A 15047-nucleotide genomic window follows, 5' to 3' on the forward strand; every position below is an offset into this window, starting at 1 on the left:
AAACGTCTTTGGGCAAAACCAACCAGTTTATTGCAACCGATGTGATAACCGCCCCTAACAAAATAAATAGTAATTTCATTGCTCTTCTCCTTGCGGATGCGTTTTACTTCGTTGCCCAGTTCGCATCCGGAATATACAAAAATTATATAGCGGTTTTCTCGTGTTCTAACGTTAAGGTAGGTCGCAATTTTCGAAAAAACCGTAACTTTCCTTCAGGTCCATGTCCCGCTTTTACAGAAGAAGATTTAAATAGACGTACAGGAATTGCATGCTTCGAGACTCAAACCGAGTATTTGCTTAGAGAAGCATTGAAGCGCAGAGTGATGCACAAAGAAAAAAGGAAACAAAAGACCGCTAATCGCTCGAACTCGGAACGTTCAATTTCTTTTGAAGATTGCGCACCAATTCAAGGCGTTCTTTCAACTGGTCGTGCAATTCCAAATTTTCGGTTCGACGTATTTCTACTAACAATTCGTCATGCTCCCTTGCGAGCAACTCCGCTAATAAAGCCAATTCCTTATCCGTAAAATCCGGCATTAGAACCTCCTATTCATTTCAACACATTTTCGAGCAATTCCTTCACTACTCGCTCCGCTTCCTTTTTACCTTGTTCTCGCGGTTGCGGCAATGAGGAATCGTAGAATCTTTCGATGATCGAGGAATTTTCTTCCCCTAAAAGGATGCAAGCCGCACTCCACATGCGCGGAACGGTGGAAAGATTATAACCTCCACCTCCGCACGCAGCAATTGGCAATCCGAAACTTTTCACGATTCTTACCGCTTCTAACCACTCTTGAACCGAAACCAAAAGATGCGCTAAAGGGTCGTCGAAATGGGCATCCGCTCCCATCTGTAAAACTATTGCGTGAGGAACGAACTTTTCTAATGCACGTGGGACTACCTCTTTAAATGCCCAAACCCATACATCACCTGTCGTATATGCTTCTAATGGAATATTTATCGAGGTGTTCTCTGCTCCGGTTTCGTTCACGAATCCCGTTCCAGGAAATAACGTGCGACCGGATTCGTGGATGCTGATTGTCATCACCGTAGGATCGTCATAATAAATCCATTGCACACCGTCTCCATGATGAACATCGATGTCTATATACGCTACTTTTTCGAAACGTTCGCGTAGTATCGAAATCATGATTGCCGGGTCGTTATAAATGCAGAAACCGCTTGCACGATTGCGATGCGCATGATGCAGTCCTCCACTCAAATTGAACGAAATCTTTTCTCCGTCGCGGATTTTCTCTGCTGCCGCCACAGACCCCCCCACGTACCATAAAGCCTTCTCGTGCATTTTCTCGAAAATAGGATTATCTTCAGTGCCTAACCCAAACTGAGTCCATTTCTTTTCGGACGGGTTCGGGATAGTACCCGCTTTCTGGACTGCCTCGATGTATTCCATATCGTGCACCCGCAGAAGGTCTTCGATTTTCGCTGGGGGGGAAGCGATGGGCTCGATTGCATGCAATTCATCAAGCACTTCGATAGTTTTTTTCAGTCTCTCTGGGCGTAAAGGATGAAAAGAACCAAAATCGTACTCGAGCATTTCCGGGCGATAGAAAAAATTCGGAATCACGAGCGAATTACGCTAAAAACCCTTTTTCCACTGCTCCAAAAAACCTTCTAATCCAGCCCAATAAAATTTATAACCATCTGGATTTTTATCCTCTCTCAATGTACTCGCTCCGTGCACACCTTCCTCCTCCGAAATCAATAAATCATATTTGCTTCGCAAAAGTTTCTTTTTAGGAGTGTCGTAATAAGCCCGCACTTCTCTCAACTCGTCTTTCGTGCATGCAAAAAGAACGGGCACTTCGACCTTTTCATTCCATCCTCTCACTTGTCCTTTCAATTCCCCGTATTCTCCCGGAGAGAACGCCATAACGGCACTTATTTCCGGATGCTCTGCTGCCAAACGCAAAGCCAACGAGGCGCTGTAACTACTTCCCATCACGGCGATTTTCGAGTAGCCTTGTTTCTTAGCCCAATCCAGTGCTGCTTCCATATCTCGATATGCTGCGAGATATCCAGGGTCGGTGCGGAATGCTTCGGCAGTTTTATTTTTTCTTCCCCACATTTCACCGCCTGAGCGCAAATCCACTGCCAACGCATTGATTCCCATACTTACCAAGCGCTTCGCAATAGGCTCGTATTCACCCGAATTAGAACGCGCCTGGTGAAAAAGAAGAACGATCGGCGCGTTCGCACCTTCCGTAACTGGATAGAGCACGGCGTAAACCTTCGTTCCGTCCGATGCTTGAAAAGAGATGCCACCCATTTCGGTCTCCTTCTCGCTTTCCGCGGCTTTCTCCCCTCTCGGTGCACATCCGAAGAAAAAGAAGAGGAGAGCACACACGACCAAAGGTTGAATTTTCATATCGGTACTTTTAATATACGCCGGGGATTATCCATCTGAGAATTATCTATCTGCGGTAGGTTCTCGCATATGATTGTAACCTGCCATTCGTTTAGCGGTTTCGGCACGTTCTCTATCTTTTTGTTCCACTGCATCATAAGAAATTCTTACATCGCAGCCTGAAGAAATGAACAAAGCCATTGCACTGAGGAAAAGAATGGTTTTCTTCAATTCAGCGCCCATAAAGGCCATTCCTCCGACCAGTTAGGTTTTTCCGATACGGTTCTTGCGCCGTCCGTCGGTCCGCATTCCCATCCTCCAGCATAACTTCCAACGATATAATCCATTTTCGTAGGTGTTTTTTGAAGAAATGCATTTACATGCATCCATTTCGCACTTCCGTCTACTTTTCCGATGATAATTCCACCAGAAAAAGGCACTACTTTGTCGTCTACTTCATTCGTTGGCGTGCAATCATTCTTGTCTTTCCATTTCATGAACATTGGAGCCCATAACTCGCGCAAGGCTATCGGATACGCAGTCGTATATTTATCGTTCGGATAAAGAAAAACGGGCACGAAATTGATTTTGCTGCTTGCAAATTCCATAAATAACATTGCTTCACTCGGGTTTGGAACATTCGTAGGACTGCCCCTTAAAAACGAATCGCGATATGCTCCGTTTTTATTTGGGTTACCCCAAGTGTTAAGCGCGCCTGTGAGTGCGAGATTAATTGCATACATGTCGAAAATTTCGCCATTCTCTTCCCACATCTTTCTATCTTTTTCCATCACAGGATGGTCGAAAAGGTGAACCGTCGTGGCATAAGGCATCAACCACTTTTGCCATTTGTAATGATTGATGCGATAGGGAAACGGATATTGACTGCAACCATCGCCATTTACAGCCCCCTCTTTGTTTAAATCTGGATTAAGGGAATCCATCGGGGAACAATAATCCGTGCGAGGATATTTATCGTCCCAATTGCTGCAGTATAGTTGGGTCGCATGCCCGAATTGCATGATGTTCGAAATGGATTTCGTTTTTTTCCCTGCCTGCTTCGCGCGGGAGAGAACTGGAAAGAGAATGGAGGCGATTATGGCGATTATCGCTATCACGACCAGCATCTCGATTAGGGTAAAGGCTTTTCTCGGCTTCACTTTTCCCTCCTTAGAGGCTCGATTTCTTAATTTCTGCGTTTTTTCGAGATCTCCTTCTTTCTTAACGCAAAATTTATGATTCAACCGAAACGGATGTGTTCAACCATTCCGCAGTCTTCTTCAACACTAAAAAACGATGGCTTATCCTATTTTTTTCTTCCGGGAGCATTTCGGCATATGTTTTCCCATACTCGGGGAGATAAAAGATAGGATCATAGCCGAAACCATAACTTCCGCGTGGTTCGAATGCGATTTTGCCTTCCTTGCTCGCTTCGAATATACGCGTTTCCATTCCAGGCGATGCAATGGCAACAAAGCATCGAAAACGAGCAGTCCTTTTTTCCTCCGGAACGTCTCGGAGCATCTCCAAAATCTGACGAATCTTTTCTGGAAAGGGCGTTTCCTCTCCCGCAAATCGTTTGCTGTGCACACCTGGCTTGCCCCCCAAAGCGTCGATTTCTAATCCAGCGTCGTCTGCGATACACATTTCTCCCGTTTCACGCATCGCCGTTTCCGCTTTAATTCGCGCATTTTCCGCATAGGAATCCGATATTTCTTCCGGCTCTTCGTATTGAGGATAGTCCATAAGAGTTTTTATTTCCCAATCCCCCCCTAAAAGGCTTTCGAGAATATCCTTCATCTCCTTGCTCTTCTTCTCGTTCTTCGAGGCGATGACTAACACTTTTTTGGTTCGGTTATCCATCAACTTTGCAACGCCTCTTTTTGCGCGGCGAAAAGTTGCTTCAATCCCATTTTCCCTAATCCAAGAAGTTTTGCAAAGGTCGTCTCTTCGAAAGGTTCCGTCTCCGCAGTTCCTTGGATCTCGACATATCTACCGCGGTCCGTCATCACCAGATTCATATCCACCGAGGCTCGACTATCTTCTTCATACGTTAGATCCAAAAGTTCTATCCCCCCCACGACGCCTACGCTTATAGCGGCGACTTGTTCTTTCAACGGCATTCGAGGAATCATTCGTTGCCCTATCATCCATTGAAACGCATCATGAAGCGCAATGTAACTTGCCGTTATCGCAGACACACGAGTCCCTCCATCCGCTTGTATTACGTCACAGTCCAGAGTGATCGTCCTCTCTCCTAACATTTCTAATTCGACGACCGCTCTCATCGCCCTTCCTATCAGTCTTTGAATTTCTACCGCGCGTCCATTGGGACGCATATAATCTCTTTGACTTCTTTCCTTACCAGAGCGAGGAAGCATTCCATATTCGGCAGTAATCCAACCCGTTCCTTTCCCTTTGAGCCAAGGAGCTACTCGCTCCTCGACTGTCGCAGTTACGAGGACAATCGTATCTCCTAATGTAATTTTGCACGAACCTTCCGCGTATTTTGCGACTCCTCTTTCTAACTTCAATGGGCGAAGTTCCTGAGGCGCGCGTCCATCGAGTCTTTCAATAGCCATATCCGACGATTTTACCGAAGGAGTTAACCCTCTCCTATTTTCTTCAACGCACGCTCGACTCGCGCGACTATTTCGTCAACGATGACATCGTTTACGACGAATGGAGGCGCGAAACGAAAAGTTCTTTGCCTCGTTTCTTTCGTCAATATCCCTTCTTGGATAAATTGTTGTACTAAAAGTTCCGTATCCACTCTTTCTTTGACTTGTAATCCTATTAATAATCCTTTTCCGCGCACGTCTTCTATCGAATCGCTTCGAATTTTGCGAAAACCTTGAAGTAATCTGTTTCCTAAGCGAGCGCTTTTTTCTGCTGCGTTGGAAACCTCCAATTCAGCCATTCCTGCAATCGCAACCGCGCAAGCGAGAGGATTGCCGCCGAACGTGCTTCCGTGGTCACCAGGTTTGAAAACCTCCATGATTTCTTTTTTTCCGAGCGCTGCGGAAATCGGCAGAATTCCTCCTCCCAACGCTTTCCCTACCGCCATCAAATCCGGCTTTGCATTTTCGTACATCCATGCAAACTTTTTGCCTGTGCGGCAAAGCCCTGTCTGAACCTCGTCCCAAATCAACAGCACGTTATTTTTAGAACACAGATTCCTAACTTTTTCCATATATCCTTCGGGGGGGATAATGATCCCAGCCTCTGCTTGAATCGGCTCCAATAAAACTGCTGCCGTATTTTCATTGATCGCTTTTTCTATAGCCTCCGCATCTCCGAAAGGAACGATTTTAAAACCGGGAGTAAAAGGACCGAATCCATAACGGTACTGCGGTTCCGTACTGAAACCGATCACCGTTGTCGTTCGACCGTGAAAATTGCCTTCTGCAACGATAATTTCTGCGCGGTCTTCCTTTACACCTTTTACGGTGTAAGCCCACTTGCGCGCGAGTTTTATGCATGTTTCGATTGCTTCTACCCCCGTGTTCATCGGGCAGCACATATCCATATCGCAGTACTCGCATATCGTTTTTAGAAAGAGCGCAAGTTCACTGGTATACAAAGCACGGCTTACGAGTGTAACTTTTTCTAATTGCTTCATTACGCTGCTTACGATAAATTCACTTAAATGCCCGTGCGAAACTGCAGAATAACTTCCGATGCAATCGATGTATTCCTTTCCTTTCCCGTCGTAAGCATATACTCCTCGCGCGCGAACGATATTTACTGGTAACGGATGATAATTATGTGCACCGTATCGCTCGGTAAGTTCTTTCGCTTCTTCGTCTGTTAGACGAGAAACCATTTCCTGAACACCTACCGAAAATATCTCTTCCCAAAAACTCATAAGAGTCGCTTCTTTCCCTTTCTTCGAATTCATTGTGAATTATGTTACCTATGTTCTGCATCGAAATACTACCCTTATAATGCCACCCTGTTTTTAAAAAAAATAATCTCCACAAACTACCCATCCCATTGAAGATCAATTATGCTTTCCTACTATTGATTCGCAAGTTATACGATTTCGAAAACAATTAGTCGTAAAAGAGCAACGCCTTTTTCCTCGACTCAGGATTGTCCTGCTTTTTTTGATAGACTGCGGTTTTTGAAAAAGAGCAAAGGGTCGAAGAAACATTGATGCAGAGCACTCTGTAACCAATCGAGAAAAATTTGAGGAAACTCGTCAGGGAAGCATTTTTCGGAGGACTTACTCGGAGACTTACTCATAATGCAAGCAGGACGAAAAAACCTACAACATCAGTTGTAAATACCAGGTTCACTGCCCTAAACGACCCAATCCCGCCAGTAAAATCCCAAGAAGCACCATGGGCTTATAGGTAAGCTGATATATCCATCCACTTTTTTGGAGCGATGCCGAAGCCACCTTTTCTTTAGGTTGTCCGATTACTGATACCCCTTGTAGGAAAGCCGAATTTTTGATGCGTCCAAATTTTTTTTACCATTGTGCCAAAATCATCTATAGAAAAAGATATAATCGTAAAAATGGCTTTTGCTCTCAAGTCCCCGTCGAAACTTCCGGTTGTCGCTATCGTCGGCAACCCGAATGTGGGAAAAAGCGTCCTTTTCAACCGATTGACGGGGCGTTATGTTACTGTCTCTAACTATCCCGGTACCACGGTCGAAATCTCCAAAGGACTGGCATCCGCCTACAAGGTTCGCTTCATCGTCGTCGATACTCCCGGCATGTATTCCATGTCCCCTATTTCGGAAGATGAGCGGGTAGCAAGACGGGTTCTGATAGACAACCCTCCCGACCTCATCCTCCACGTCGTAGATGCAAAGAATATCGAGCGCATGCTTCCCCTCACCCTGCAATTTCTCGAGGCAGGATTCGAAGTAATTGTCGTGGCGAACATGATGGACGAAGCGGACCGGTCAGGCATCAAAATTGACACCATCGAACTCCAAAAGCGTTTAGGCATTCCCGTTATCGCAACTGCTTGCCTTCATGGACGCGGTATCGATCTCTTGAAAGACATCTTATATGAGCGCCTTGCCAAATAGCAGCGCACCGACCATCGTTCGATATCCAGAATCCGTCGAAAGCGTAATTCAGCGTATCGAGGCTTGTTTGCGAGCGGGAGATTATCCTTTTACGAAGCGCTCTGTTGCGATACTAGCTTTGTATAACGACACAGAAATCCTCGAGAGCATCGAAAGGCAAGAGGGTAGCGAAACACTCGCGAAAATTCGCAAATGGGTAGAAGAATCCAACGCTACCGGTGTCCCCCCCAGTTATCTTGTCGTGGAAGCGAGACAAAATACCGCTACAGAGATTGCGAAAGAAACGATTACGAAAACCAGCGCATCCCGTAACCGGGTTAGCGAATATTTGGGAAGACTATGTACGCATCCGTTTTGGGGATTTCCGATTCTCCTACTCGTGCTCTATTTCGGGCTTTATCAGTTCGTGGGAGTATTCGGTGCGGGAACTTTGGTCGGGTGGGTAGAAGAAGATATTTTCGGCAAGGTCGTCAACCCTTGGGTGATATCGCTTTTCGAACGTTTCAACGCTCCTCAATGGCTGAACGAACTTTTCGTGGGTGAATACGGAGTTTGGACTTTAGGAGTTACCTACGCAGTTGCGTTAATCCTTCCTATCATCGCGACGTTTTTTATCGCTTTCTCGATTTTAGAAGATAGCGGGTACTTGCCTCGCTTATCTTTGTTAGTAGACCGCATTTTTAAACGCATCGGACTAAATGGAAGAGGAGTTATCCCTATAGTGCTCGGCTTCGGGTGCGACACTATGGCGACGATAGTCACACGAATCCTCGAAAGTAAACGCGAACGAGTGATTGCCACTTTTCTTTTGAGTCTTTGCATCCCTTGCAGTGCACAACTCGCAGTCGTAGCAGGTTTGCTCGCAACGCAAAAAGTAATCGTTATAGGTCCGGGAATTTCCATTCCCACGCTTTTGGTCATTTGGGGATTGATCATGACGATGGTGTTTCTTCTCTCCGGTTTTTTAGCGGCGAAAATCACACCGGGTCGCACGGCACCTTTTTATATGGAACTCCCCCCCATAAGACTACCGAGTTTCGCTAACGTATTCGCCAAAACATTCGCGCGAATGCAGTGGTACTTCTTAGAAGTCTTTCCTCTATTCATCGTCGCGAGTGTAGTAATATGGATGGGGCAAATGCCTTTCGGTTGGGCATTACTTCTCGCTTGGATTGGGTTCGCTATCGTGAAAAGGTGGGGATGGTTCGGGCGTCTTCTCGGAAGTGGATACGGCTTTTTTATCGGACTGGCGATATCGGCATTCTCTCACGGATATACTCCCTTCCAAGCGGCGATTACCGCGCTTAGGCCGCTCGTTAATGTTCTTCTCTTACCTATCGAATCGGCTGAAGTTTTCCTTTTCGGATTTTTCCGGCGAGATTATGGTGCCGCTGGATTAGACAAACTCGTTAGCGAGCATTCGCTAACCCCCCCGCAAATGTTGGTAATTGCCGTTACGATTACGCTTTTCCTGCCATGCATCGCGCAATTTCTCGTCGTTCGAAAAGAACGTGGTTTGGGAATGGCAGTGGGAATGCTCGCCTTTACTCTATTCTTTGCGACTTTAGTCGGAGCATTGTTAGCGCGAATTTTGATGACAACGGGATGGTTAGCATGAAGTGCGGTTATTGCGGGTATGAATTTCGTATCGAAGAGGCAGAAAAAGGCTGCGAAAAGTGCGGCTCCTTCGGTGGTTGCAATTTGGTGAAATGCCCAAAATGCGAATATGAACAGCCGAAGATTCCAGAATGGATCAATCGCCTCACGGATTGGCTAAAGAAAAAGCAAATCAAAGTCAAGCAATGACCATCACCGAATTACACAAAGGCGAAAAGGCGCGTGTTCTTTCTTTGAAACACGACCATGAAGGTCACTGGCGTAAACTCGCTGCCTTCGGTATTTTGCCGGGCGCTTTGCTCGAACTCCGTCAGAAGTGGCCAGGCCTCGTTATTAGCGTTGGTTTTTCTGAAATCGGTCTCGACGAAGAAATCGCAAACCTCATAGAAGTCGAAATCGAAAATGAGGAAGAGCAATCCAAATCACGCAGTTTGATTGAGTAGTATGACACGCGAGGAAGATTCTTATCGAGCGCAGACGGAACCTCGTAAATGACACAAAAACTCTGAAGAAGCATCGTAAATCTATAAATGCGCCGTAACAGCGTCTCCGACCATAGATGTGCTTGCATTCCCCCCCAAATCCGGAGTGCGCACTCCGCTTTCGAGCACTTCGTTTACCGCTTTCTCGATGGCATCTGCCTCGCTTGTCATGCCGAAGGAATATCGCAACATCATCGCCGCACTCAAAATCGTGGCAATAGGGTTCGCTATACCTTTTCCGGCGATATCAGGCGCTGAGCCATGCGCAGGTTCGTATAAACCAAAATTTCCATCTGAAAGAGATGCGCTCGGAAGCAAACCCAAAGAGCCGGTTATCTGTGCTGCCTCATCGCTCAGGATGTCTCCGAACATGTTTTCAGTGAGGATAACATCGAACTGTCCAGGATCTCTAACGAGTTGCATCGCGCAATTGTCTACGAGCATAAATTCCATTTGCACGTCGGGATACTTTTGCGCAACTTCAGAAACTACTTCTCTCCACAACCTACTCGTCTCCAAAACGTTCGCTTTATCCACGCATGTCAATTTCTTTCTGCGCATTCGCGCAATTTCGAAACCTCGCTCTGCAATGCGTCGAACCTCACGTTTGGAATACACGCAGGTATCTACTGCAACTTCTCCGTTTTCTCTCCTTTCTCGTGGCTTTCCGAAATATATGCCACTGGTTAATTCCCGAACAACTATCAAATCTATCCTTCCGCTCGGACCGAAGCGAACCGGGCTGGCGTCAATCAGCGCAGGAAAAACCTTTGCAGGGCGCAAATTCGCATACAAATCGAGTTCTCGACGAAGAGCCAAAAGTGCACCGATTTCTGGGCGCAATTCGGGTGGTTCTATCTTCTCCCACTTAGGACCGCCTACCGCACCGAGGAGAACGGCATCAGCTTTCTTGCACAACTGGAGGGTTGCCTCAGGCAAAGGATGCCCTGTGGCATCGTACGCGGTTCCTCCGACAAGGCCTTCTTCGAATTCTATGTCATTCGAAACCTTTTCGAGCACCTTTACCGCTTCAGCAACCACCTCAGGACCTATGCCGTCACCAGGAAGAACCGCTACCTTTTTCATTTCCGAAAGGGATTATAACGAAATCGACTTCAGCAATGAAGGTACGCTATTTTGTTTTTTACATGCAACCCGTCGAGCAAGTTTCAGATAGATACAATAGATACAATGGATAGTCATAAATTGAAAAATGGTCGAAGTACATAATCTGGTCAAACATTTTCGAGAAAAAAAGCGCGGAATCGTTCGTGCAGTTGACGGCGTTTCCTTCGAATGCAAACCCGGTGAAATCTTCGGTTTATTGGGAGCGAACGGTGCTGGTAAAACGACCCTTTTACGCATGCTTGCGACAATTCTCACTCCCACATCCGGAACTGCCACGATTCATGGCTACGATTTAGTGAAACAACCCGAAGACGTGCGTCGCTCGATAGGATTTATGTCTACGACAACCGCGCTTTATGCACGATTGACTGCGAAGGAGATGATCGAATACTTCGGAAAACTTTACGGGTTGTCGAACAACACGCTTCGAAAAAGAACAAAGGAAGTCATAGAATTTTTAGAAATCGGAGAGTTTCAAGATCGTTTATGCGATAAATTGTCAACCGGAGAAAAACAGCGCGTGAGTTTAGCGCGAACGATTCTTCATGACCCCCCCGTGCTTTTTTTCGACGAACCCACATCGGGTTTAGACGTTATCGCAAGCCGCACGATAATGGATTTCATCTTGGATTGCCGAAACTTGGGCAAAACCGTATTATTCAGTACCCATATCATGAGCGAAGCCGAGCGCGTGTGCAACCGCATTGCCGTTATCCACGAAGGAAAAATTGCGGCAATCGGAACGATGGACGAGTTGCGCGCTCTGACTGGAGAGGAACGTCTGGAGCTCGTCTTCCTATCGCTCGTAACGAAAAAAGGAATGAACCATGAAGGGATGGCTTGATGTTTGCCTGAAAGAATTGCGCGAGTTCGCTCGAGATAAGCGAGTGTTTTATAACGCCGTATTAGGTCCTTTACTTCTGGAAGTTTTTCTCATCCTTCTTTTCGGCTATTTAGAATCGAACCTTTCGAAGAGCGGTGCGCAAAAAATATCTATCGTAAATGCCGCGGAAGGTGGTGCAGTTTTAGATGCGCTTTATAAAAAACAAAATTTAGAAATCAAACCCCTTTCCAAAGAGGCGAACGTCCAAAAAGAACTTTTCGAAAAAAAAGCCCAAGTGGTAATCGAATTCCCGGAGGGATTTGCGAAAAAAGTTTCTGAGCGACAAGCGCCGGAATTCTATGCCTATTTAGACCCGCTCGACCCCCGCAGCAAAATTGCGTTCGAAATTGTCAAAAATGCAGTAGACGAAGCGAGCGCGAGTTATGCGAAAGCGCGAATGCATGCGCTCGGGCTCGATGAAAAAGAGTTTTTACCGTTCATCCTAAAAGAAGAAAAAGCGAAAACAGGCAAACCATTCGCCGGTGAATGGTTGGTAGCATTCCTTCCTTATCTCATCGTGATTTGGGCATTTTACGGTGGCTTTGCTATCGTTTCCGATTTGGTAGCAGGAGAAAAAGAAAGAGGTTCGTTGGAAACTTTGTTGATTTCTCCTATTTCTCGTCGCGCGATTGCCTTCGGAAAGTTTTGCGCGCTCGCCGCTGTGAGTTTCGTGAGCACTTTGTCTGCACTATCCGGTGTTCTCGTGATGGGGATTCTCAATCTTCCCATGACTCGAAAATTATTCGAAGAAGGGCTCACGATGACGCCTCTTTCGATCATCACGCTGGTCATCACTGTTCTTCCTCTCGTCGTTTTCTTTTCTGGGATTCTGTTAGCAGTTTCGACGTTTTCTCGCAACCAGAAGGAAGTGCAAAGTTACCTTTCTCTTTTAGGATTCATCGTTTTAGTCCCCGCCATCGCGAGCCAATTCGTCGGATTTACCGACATTGCAAGCGCAAAATGGCTTCCCTTCATTCCGATTCTCAATTCTGCAATGGTGATGCGCGATGCTCTGCTCAACAAAGTAGACATGTATAGCCTGATAGTCACGACGGGAATTAGTGTGGTTTTAGCTTCTGCAGGACTTTGGTTCGCAGTTAGGCTCTTTTTGAAAGAAACAGTTCTTCTGCGCGTTTAATCGTAGGAGCGTCGTAAGACGCGATTTATCCTGTAGGAGCGCCGTAAGACGCGATTTATTCTCAGCAAGGAATAGGATGATTTCTATATTTCCGTTGCGAATAGTTGCGAAAGTCTAACCATTTGACTTTGCAATCTCGCCATCGCTTCTTCCATCGCTTTGAATCTGCGCCGCAACGTCTCTTCACGAAGTTTGATAATCTCATTCAAATGTTCTATGCGCTGCGAAATATCGTCGATTTGGCTTTGAATAGAATTCTCCGAAGAAGGGATCAAACCATTGATCGTATCCAGCGCGGTGTTCAAAGCATCCTCTAATTTCGAGGCTGCACCTTTTGTAAATACCATGAACCCTCGTGAACCTGTCGAACCGCCGGTAATCATGATTTGAAGACCATCCGTAGTTGCATTTCCGCTATTTCCAGTGAGAATTTGTCCATTTCCCGTCGCTGCTTCTCCGTTCATCGTTCCAGCAACGTCGAGTCCTGTTGCAGATTGCAGCATTAGCCCTATGCCGCTGTTGTTAGGAGCAGCCATTTTGTCGCTGACGACTGTAAAATTCCCCGGAGTACCGTATTTTTTCGAAGTGAGCACTAATTTATTGTCAACGGTTTTACTGGCAACTATTAAGTTTTTCAACTTAGCATCGCTGTTTATCTGCAATATCACATCGTCAATCGTAGAACCGCTTTCTACATTGAGATAATAAGGTTGATTCCCGAATAGATTTCCATCGAACGTAATCGTTTCTGGCTCTGTGCTCGGCATGGAAAATGCCGTTCCTGCGGTGAAACTCGCTTGTGTAGCCAATTGTGTGATGACGATTTCGTAACCCGTTGCACCGCTCTCTTTCGTTTTAGGTCCTGCAGAAATAAATTCGATATATGGGTCATCAATCGTTCCAATCTCCGTAAATAATGAGATCACGTTTTCTACATTTGCGCTCAATGCATTTTCGAAAGCGGCGCTATCCAAAGTCATTTTTCCATCGCTATCGAAAGAGATTCCGATAGCCAACAGGTTTTTAAAGATTCCACTAATGCCATCAGGCGCATCCATTAACGAACCGAACAATAAGGATTGAGTCTGTAAAACAGCCGAATCACCGAACAAAATGCCCGATTCCAAGGTTTCCTTGTCGAAGGATGCCGCTGTTTTCAAAAATTCGACAATGGCATTATAAGCCTGCACCAGAGATTGTAATTTTTCTACCACCTCGGTTGTGCTTCGCTGAATCGTTAATGTGGTTTCGAGCGGATTCGTAGTGTCGCCATCGAGCAGCGTAATGGTCGCACCGGGAATGACATTGTAGATCGTATTCGAACTATTCGTAAAAGAAATTCCATCCAGTTCGAAAGAGGCATCTTGGGCGGCGAGAATTTCATTCCCATAGTTGCGTTGCAATATCCCGAGATTTTCGAGCATGTGATTGTTGTCTATAAAAGTCAACGTGGGCGACCCTGTGATCTGCAAAAAATACTTCGTCTCTCCGGCGATTTGTTCTGTCACCACCGTCGCAGAAAAATTTCCGCCTGCGTTATTGATTTTCGTTGCGATGGTATTCAAAGAATCGGAAGTGAAATCTATGTTTATAGAAATTCCGTTAATCTCGATTGTTCCAGAAGGAACGGAAACGCCGAGTAAAGTTCCTACGGCAGTAGAAGAATCCGAAAAGCCCATACTTTTAGCTCCGTTCGGAATCGGGTCACGTATCGAAGTAGCGCCAGATAATACACCTAAAGACTCTAAAACATTTCCTGAGCCTACGTCACTTAGAATCAGAGCATTATCCGCACCGGTCTTTTCTGCGGTCATCGTGAGATAAACATTTCCAGCCCCACCGTTGATAATCGATGCTACTACGCCAGCATCGGCATCATTGATTTTCGATGCTATCGAAGAAAGAGAATCGCTCAACACCACGTTGATCGCTTTGCCGTTAACGAGAAATGCCCCGGAAAAACCTAACGCGTTCGTCGCACTCGACTGCCCTGCTGATGCGATTTTATGTGCTTGTGCAATTGAAAATACTTTTAGTTGATACGTACCTTCTGTCGAATTACTTCCCGCTGTAATTGTCGCAACGTCGGGGTTGGTGCTCGTTCCCTTCATCGCTTGGAATGCGTTTTTGGAATTAAGTTCTACCGATGCTTTGCGCAAGACGTTGAGAAGCGACTTGTATTGCGTTATCGAGTCGAGTTTCGTTTGCAATTGAGTCTGCTGCAATTGCAGACGCAGAATAGGTCGCTTCTCGAGCGCGATCAATTGCTGAATGAGAGTCTCGGTGTCAATGCCCGAGCCTAAACCTGTAAAAGAAATCCCAGAGCCGCTAAATCCCATCTTAAACCCATTATCGGTAATCTACGAGGCAAGTAAACTAAAAAAC

General features: G+C 46.0%; 16 protein-coding genes. 6 read left to right on the forward strand and 10 right to left on the reverse strand.

Going from position 1 to position 15047, the window contains the following annotated elements:
* Positions 1 to 354: 354 nt before the first annotated feature.
* From VNK96_00010 to rocD, 8 genes are all read right to left on the reverse strand, one after another.
* Positions 355 to 537 (reverse strand): hypothetical protein, encoded by a 183-nt coding sequence (locus VNK96_00010; protein HWP30103.1) that lies wholly within the window; start codon positions 535 to 537, stop codon positions 355 to 357.
* Between the two features lie 13 nt (positions 538 to 550).
* Positions 551 to 1588, reverse strand: a complete 1038-nt coding sequence (locus tag VNK96_00015; GenBank protein ID HWP30104.1) for an acetoin utilization protein AcuC — start codon at positions 1586 to 1588, stop codon at positions 551 to 553.
* Between the two features lie 12 nt (positions 1589 to 1600).
* Positions 1601 to 2389 carry a dienelactone hydrolase family protein gene (locus tag VNK96_00020; GenBank protein HWP30105.1) on the reverse strand — a complete coding sequence of 263 codons (789 nt, stop codon included), beginning with the start codon at positions 2387 to 2389 and terminating at the stop codon, positions 1601 to 1603.
* Between the two features lie 42 nt (positions 2390 to 2431).
* Positions 2432 to 2611: a hypothetical protein gene (locus VNK96_00025; GenBank protein ID HWP30106.1), complete on the reverse strand. Its 180-nt coding sequence runs from the start codon at positions 2609 to 2611 to the stop codon at positions 2432 to 2434.
* Positions 2596 to 3528, reverse strand: a complete 933-nt coding sequence (locus VNK96_00030; GenBank protein HWP30107.1) for a prepilin-type N-terminal cleavage/methylation domain-containing protein — start codon at positions 3526 to 3528, stop codon at positions 2596 to 2598. The genes VNK96_00025 and VNK96_00030 overlap by 16 nt, the downstream gene beginning before the upstream one ends.
* 73 nt (positions 3529 to 3601) lie before the next feature.
* Positions 3602 to 4231, reverse strand: coding sequence for an RdgB/HAM1 family non-canonical purine NTP pyrophosphatase (gene rdgB, locus VNK96_00035; protein HWP30108.1), 630 nt, complete (start codon positions 4229 to 4231; stop codon positions 3602 to 3604).
* Positions 4231 to 4950 carry a ribonuclease PH gene (gene rph / locus VNK96_00040; protein ID HWP30109.1) on the reverse strand — a complete coding sequence of 240 codons (720 nt, stop codon included), beginning with the start codon at positions 4948 to 4950 and terminating at the stop codon, positions 4231 to 4233. The genes rdgB and rph overlap by 1 nt, the downstream gene beginning before the upstream one ends.
* Positions 4951 to 4973: 23 nt before the next feature.
* Positions 4974 to 6269 (reverse strand): ornithine--oxo-acid transaminase, encoded by a 1296-nt coding sequence (gene rocD, locus VNK96_00045; GenBank protein ID HWP30110.1) that lies wholly within the window; start codon positions 6267 to 6269, stop codon positions 4974 to 4976.
* Positions 6270 to 6892: 623 nt separating this feature from the next.
* Between rocD and VNK96_00050 the strand changes: the two genes are divergently transcribed.
* The 4 genes from VNK96_00050 to VNK96_00065 are packed head-to-tail and all read left to right on the forward strand — an operon-like array spanning position 6893 to position 9474.
* Positions 6893 to 7414, forward strand: coding sequence for a FeoB small GTPase domain-containing protein (locus VNK96_00050; protein HWP30111.1), 522 nt, complete (start codon positions 6893 to 6895; stop codon positions 7412 to 7414).
* A complete protein-coding gene (locus VNK96_00055; protein ID HWP30112.1) occupies positions 7395 to 9032 on the forward strand; it encodes a ferrous iron transporter B in 1638 nt (545 codons plus the stop codon). The genes VNK96_00050 and VNK96_00055 overlap by 20 nt, the downstream gene beginning before the upstream one ends.
* Complete coding sequence (locus VNK96_00060) at positions 9029 to 9220, forward strand: hypothetical protein (GenBank protein ID HWP30113.1); 192 nt, start codon at positions 9029 to 9031, stop codon at positions 9218 to 9220. The genes VNK96_00055 and VNK96_00060 overlap by 4 nt, the downstream gene beginning before the upstream one ends.
* Positions 9217 to 9474 carry a FeoA family protein gene (locus VNK96_00065; protein HWP30114.1) on the forward strand — a complete coding sequence of 86 codons (258 nt, stop codon included), beginning with the start codon at positions 9217 to 9219 and terminating at the stop codon, positions 9472 to 9474. Before VNK96_00060 ends, VNK96_00065 begins: the two co-directional genes overlap by 4 nt.
* Before the next feature lie 81 nt (positions 9475 to 9555).
* On the opposite strand, the gene leuB is transcribed toward VNK96_00065, so the two are convergent.
* Positions 9556 to 10599: a 3-isopropylmalate dehydrogenase gene (gene leuB / locus VNK96_00070; GenBank protein ID HWP30115.1), complete on the reverse strand. Its 1044-nt coding sequence runs from the start codon at positions 10597 to 10599 to the stop codon at positions 9556 to 9558.
* 127 nt (positions 10600 to 10726) lie between these two features.
* On the opposite strand from leuB, the gene VNK96_00075 reads away from it, so the two are divergent.
* On the forward strand, positions 10727 to 11485 hold the full coding sequence (locus tag VNK96_00075; protein ID HWP30116.1) for an ATP-binding cassette domain-containing protein: 759 nt from the start codon (positions 10727 to 10729) through the stop codon (positions 11483 to 11485).
* Positions 11469 to 12662, forward strand: a complete 1194-nt coding sequence (locus tag VNK96_00080; protein ID HWP30117.1) for an ABC transporter permease — start codon at positions 11469 to 11471, stop codon at positions 12660 to 12662. Before VNK96_00075 ends, VNK96_00080 begins: the two co-directional genes overlap by 17 nt.
* Before the next feature lie 83 nt (positions 12663 to 12745).
* Here VNK96_00080 and fliD read toward each other — a convergent pair whose 3' ends face one another.
* Positions 12746 to 15001, reverse strand: coding sequence for a flagellar filament capping protein FliD (gene fliD, locus VNK96_00085; protein ID HWP30118.1), 2256 nt, complete (start codon positions 14999 to 15001; stop codon positions 12746 to 12748).
* Positions 15002 to 15047: the final 46 nt, after the last annotated feature.

This window comes from Fimbriimonadales bacterium, assembly GCA_035559795.1.
In the GTDB taxonomy this organism is placed as follows: domain Bacteria; phylum Armatimonadota; class Fimbriimonadia; order Fimbriimonadales; family ATM1; genus DATMAR01.

Coding starts and splice junctions, on each gene's coding strand:
- VNK96_00010 (HWP30103.1), bottom strand. CDS start 537: ATGCCGGATTTTACGGATAAGGAATTGGCTTTATTAGCGGAGTTGCTC.
- VNK96_00020 (HWP30105.1), bottom strand. CDS start 2,389: ATGAAAATTCAACCTTTGGTCGTGTGTGCTCTCCTCTTCTTTTTCTTC.
- VNK96_00025 (HWP30106.1), bottom strand. CDS start 2,611: ATGGGCGCTGAATTGAAGAAAACCATTCTTTTCCTCAGTGCAATGGCT.
- rdgB (HWP30108.1), bottom strand. CDS start 4,231: ATGGATAACCGAACCAAAAAAGTGTTAGTCATCGCCTCGAAGAACGAG.
- rph (HWP30109.1), bottom strand. CDS start 4,950: ATGGCTATTGAAAGACTCGATGGACGCGCGCCTCAGGAACTTCGCCCA.
- rocD (HWP30110.1), bottom strand. CDS start 6,269: ATGAATTCGAAGAAAGGGAAAGAAGCGACTCTTATGAGTTTTTGGGAA.
- VNK96_00050 (HWP30111.1), top strand. CDS start 6,893: ATGGCTTTTGCTCTCAAGTCCCCGTCGAAACTTCCGGTTGTCGCTATC.
- VNK96_00055 (HWP30112.1), top strand. CDS start 7,395: ATGAGCGCCTTGCCAAATAGCAGCGCACCGACCATCGTTCGATATCCA.
- VNK96_00060 (HWP30113.1), top strand. CDS start 9,029: ATGAAGTGCGGTTATTGCGGGTATGAATTTCGTATCGAAGAGGCAGAA.
- VNK96_00065 (HWP30114.1), top strand. CDS start 9,217: ATGACCATCACCGAATTACACAAAGGCGAAAAGGCGCGTGTTCTTTCT.
- leuB (HWP30115.1), bottom strand. CDS start 10,599: ATGAAAAAGGTAGCGGTTCTTCCTGGTGACGGCATAGGTCCTGAGGTG.
- VNK96_00075 (HWP30116.1), top strand. CDS start 10,727: ATGGTCGAAGTACATAATCTGGTCAAACATTTTCGAGAAAAAAAGCGC.
- VNK96_00080 (HWP30117.1), top strand. CDS start 11,469: ATGAAGGGATGGCTTGATGTTTGCCTGAAAGAATTGCGCGAGTTCGCT.
- fliD (HWP30118.1), bottom strand. CDS start 15,001: ATGGGATTTAGCGGCTCTGGGATTTCTTTTACAGGTTTAGGCTCGGGC.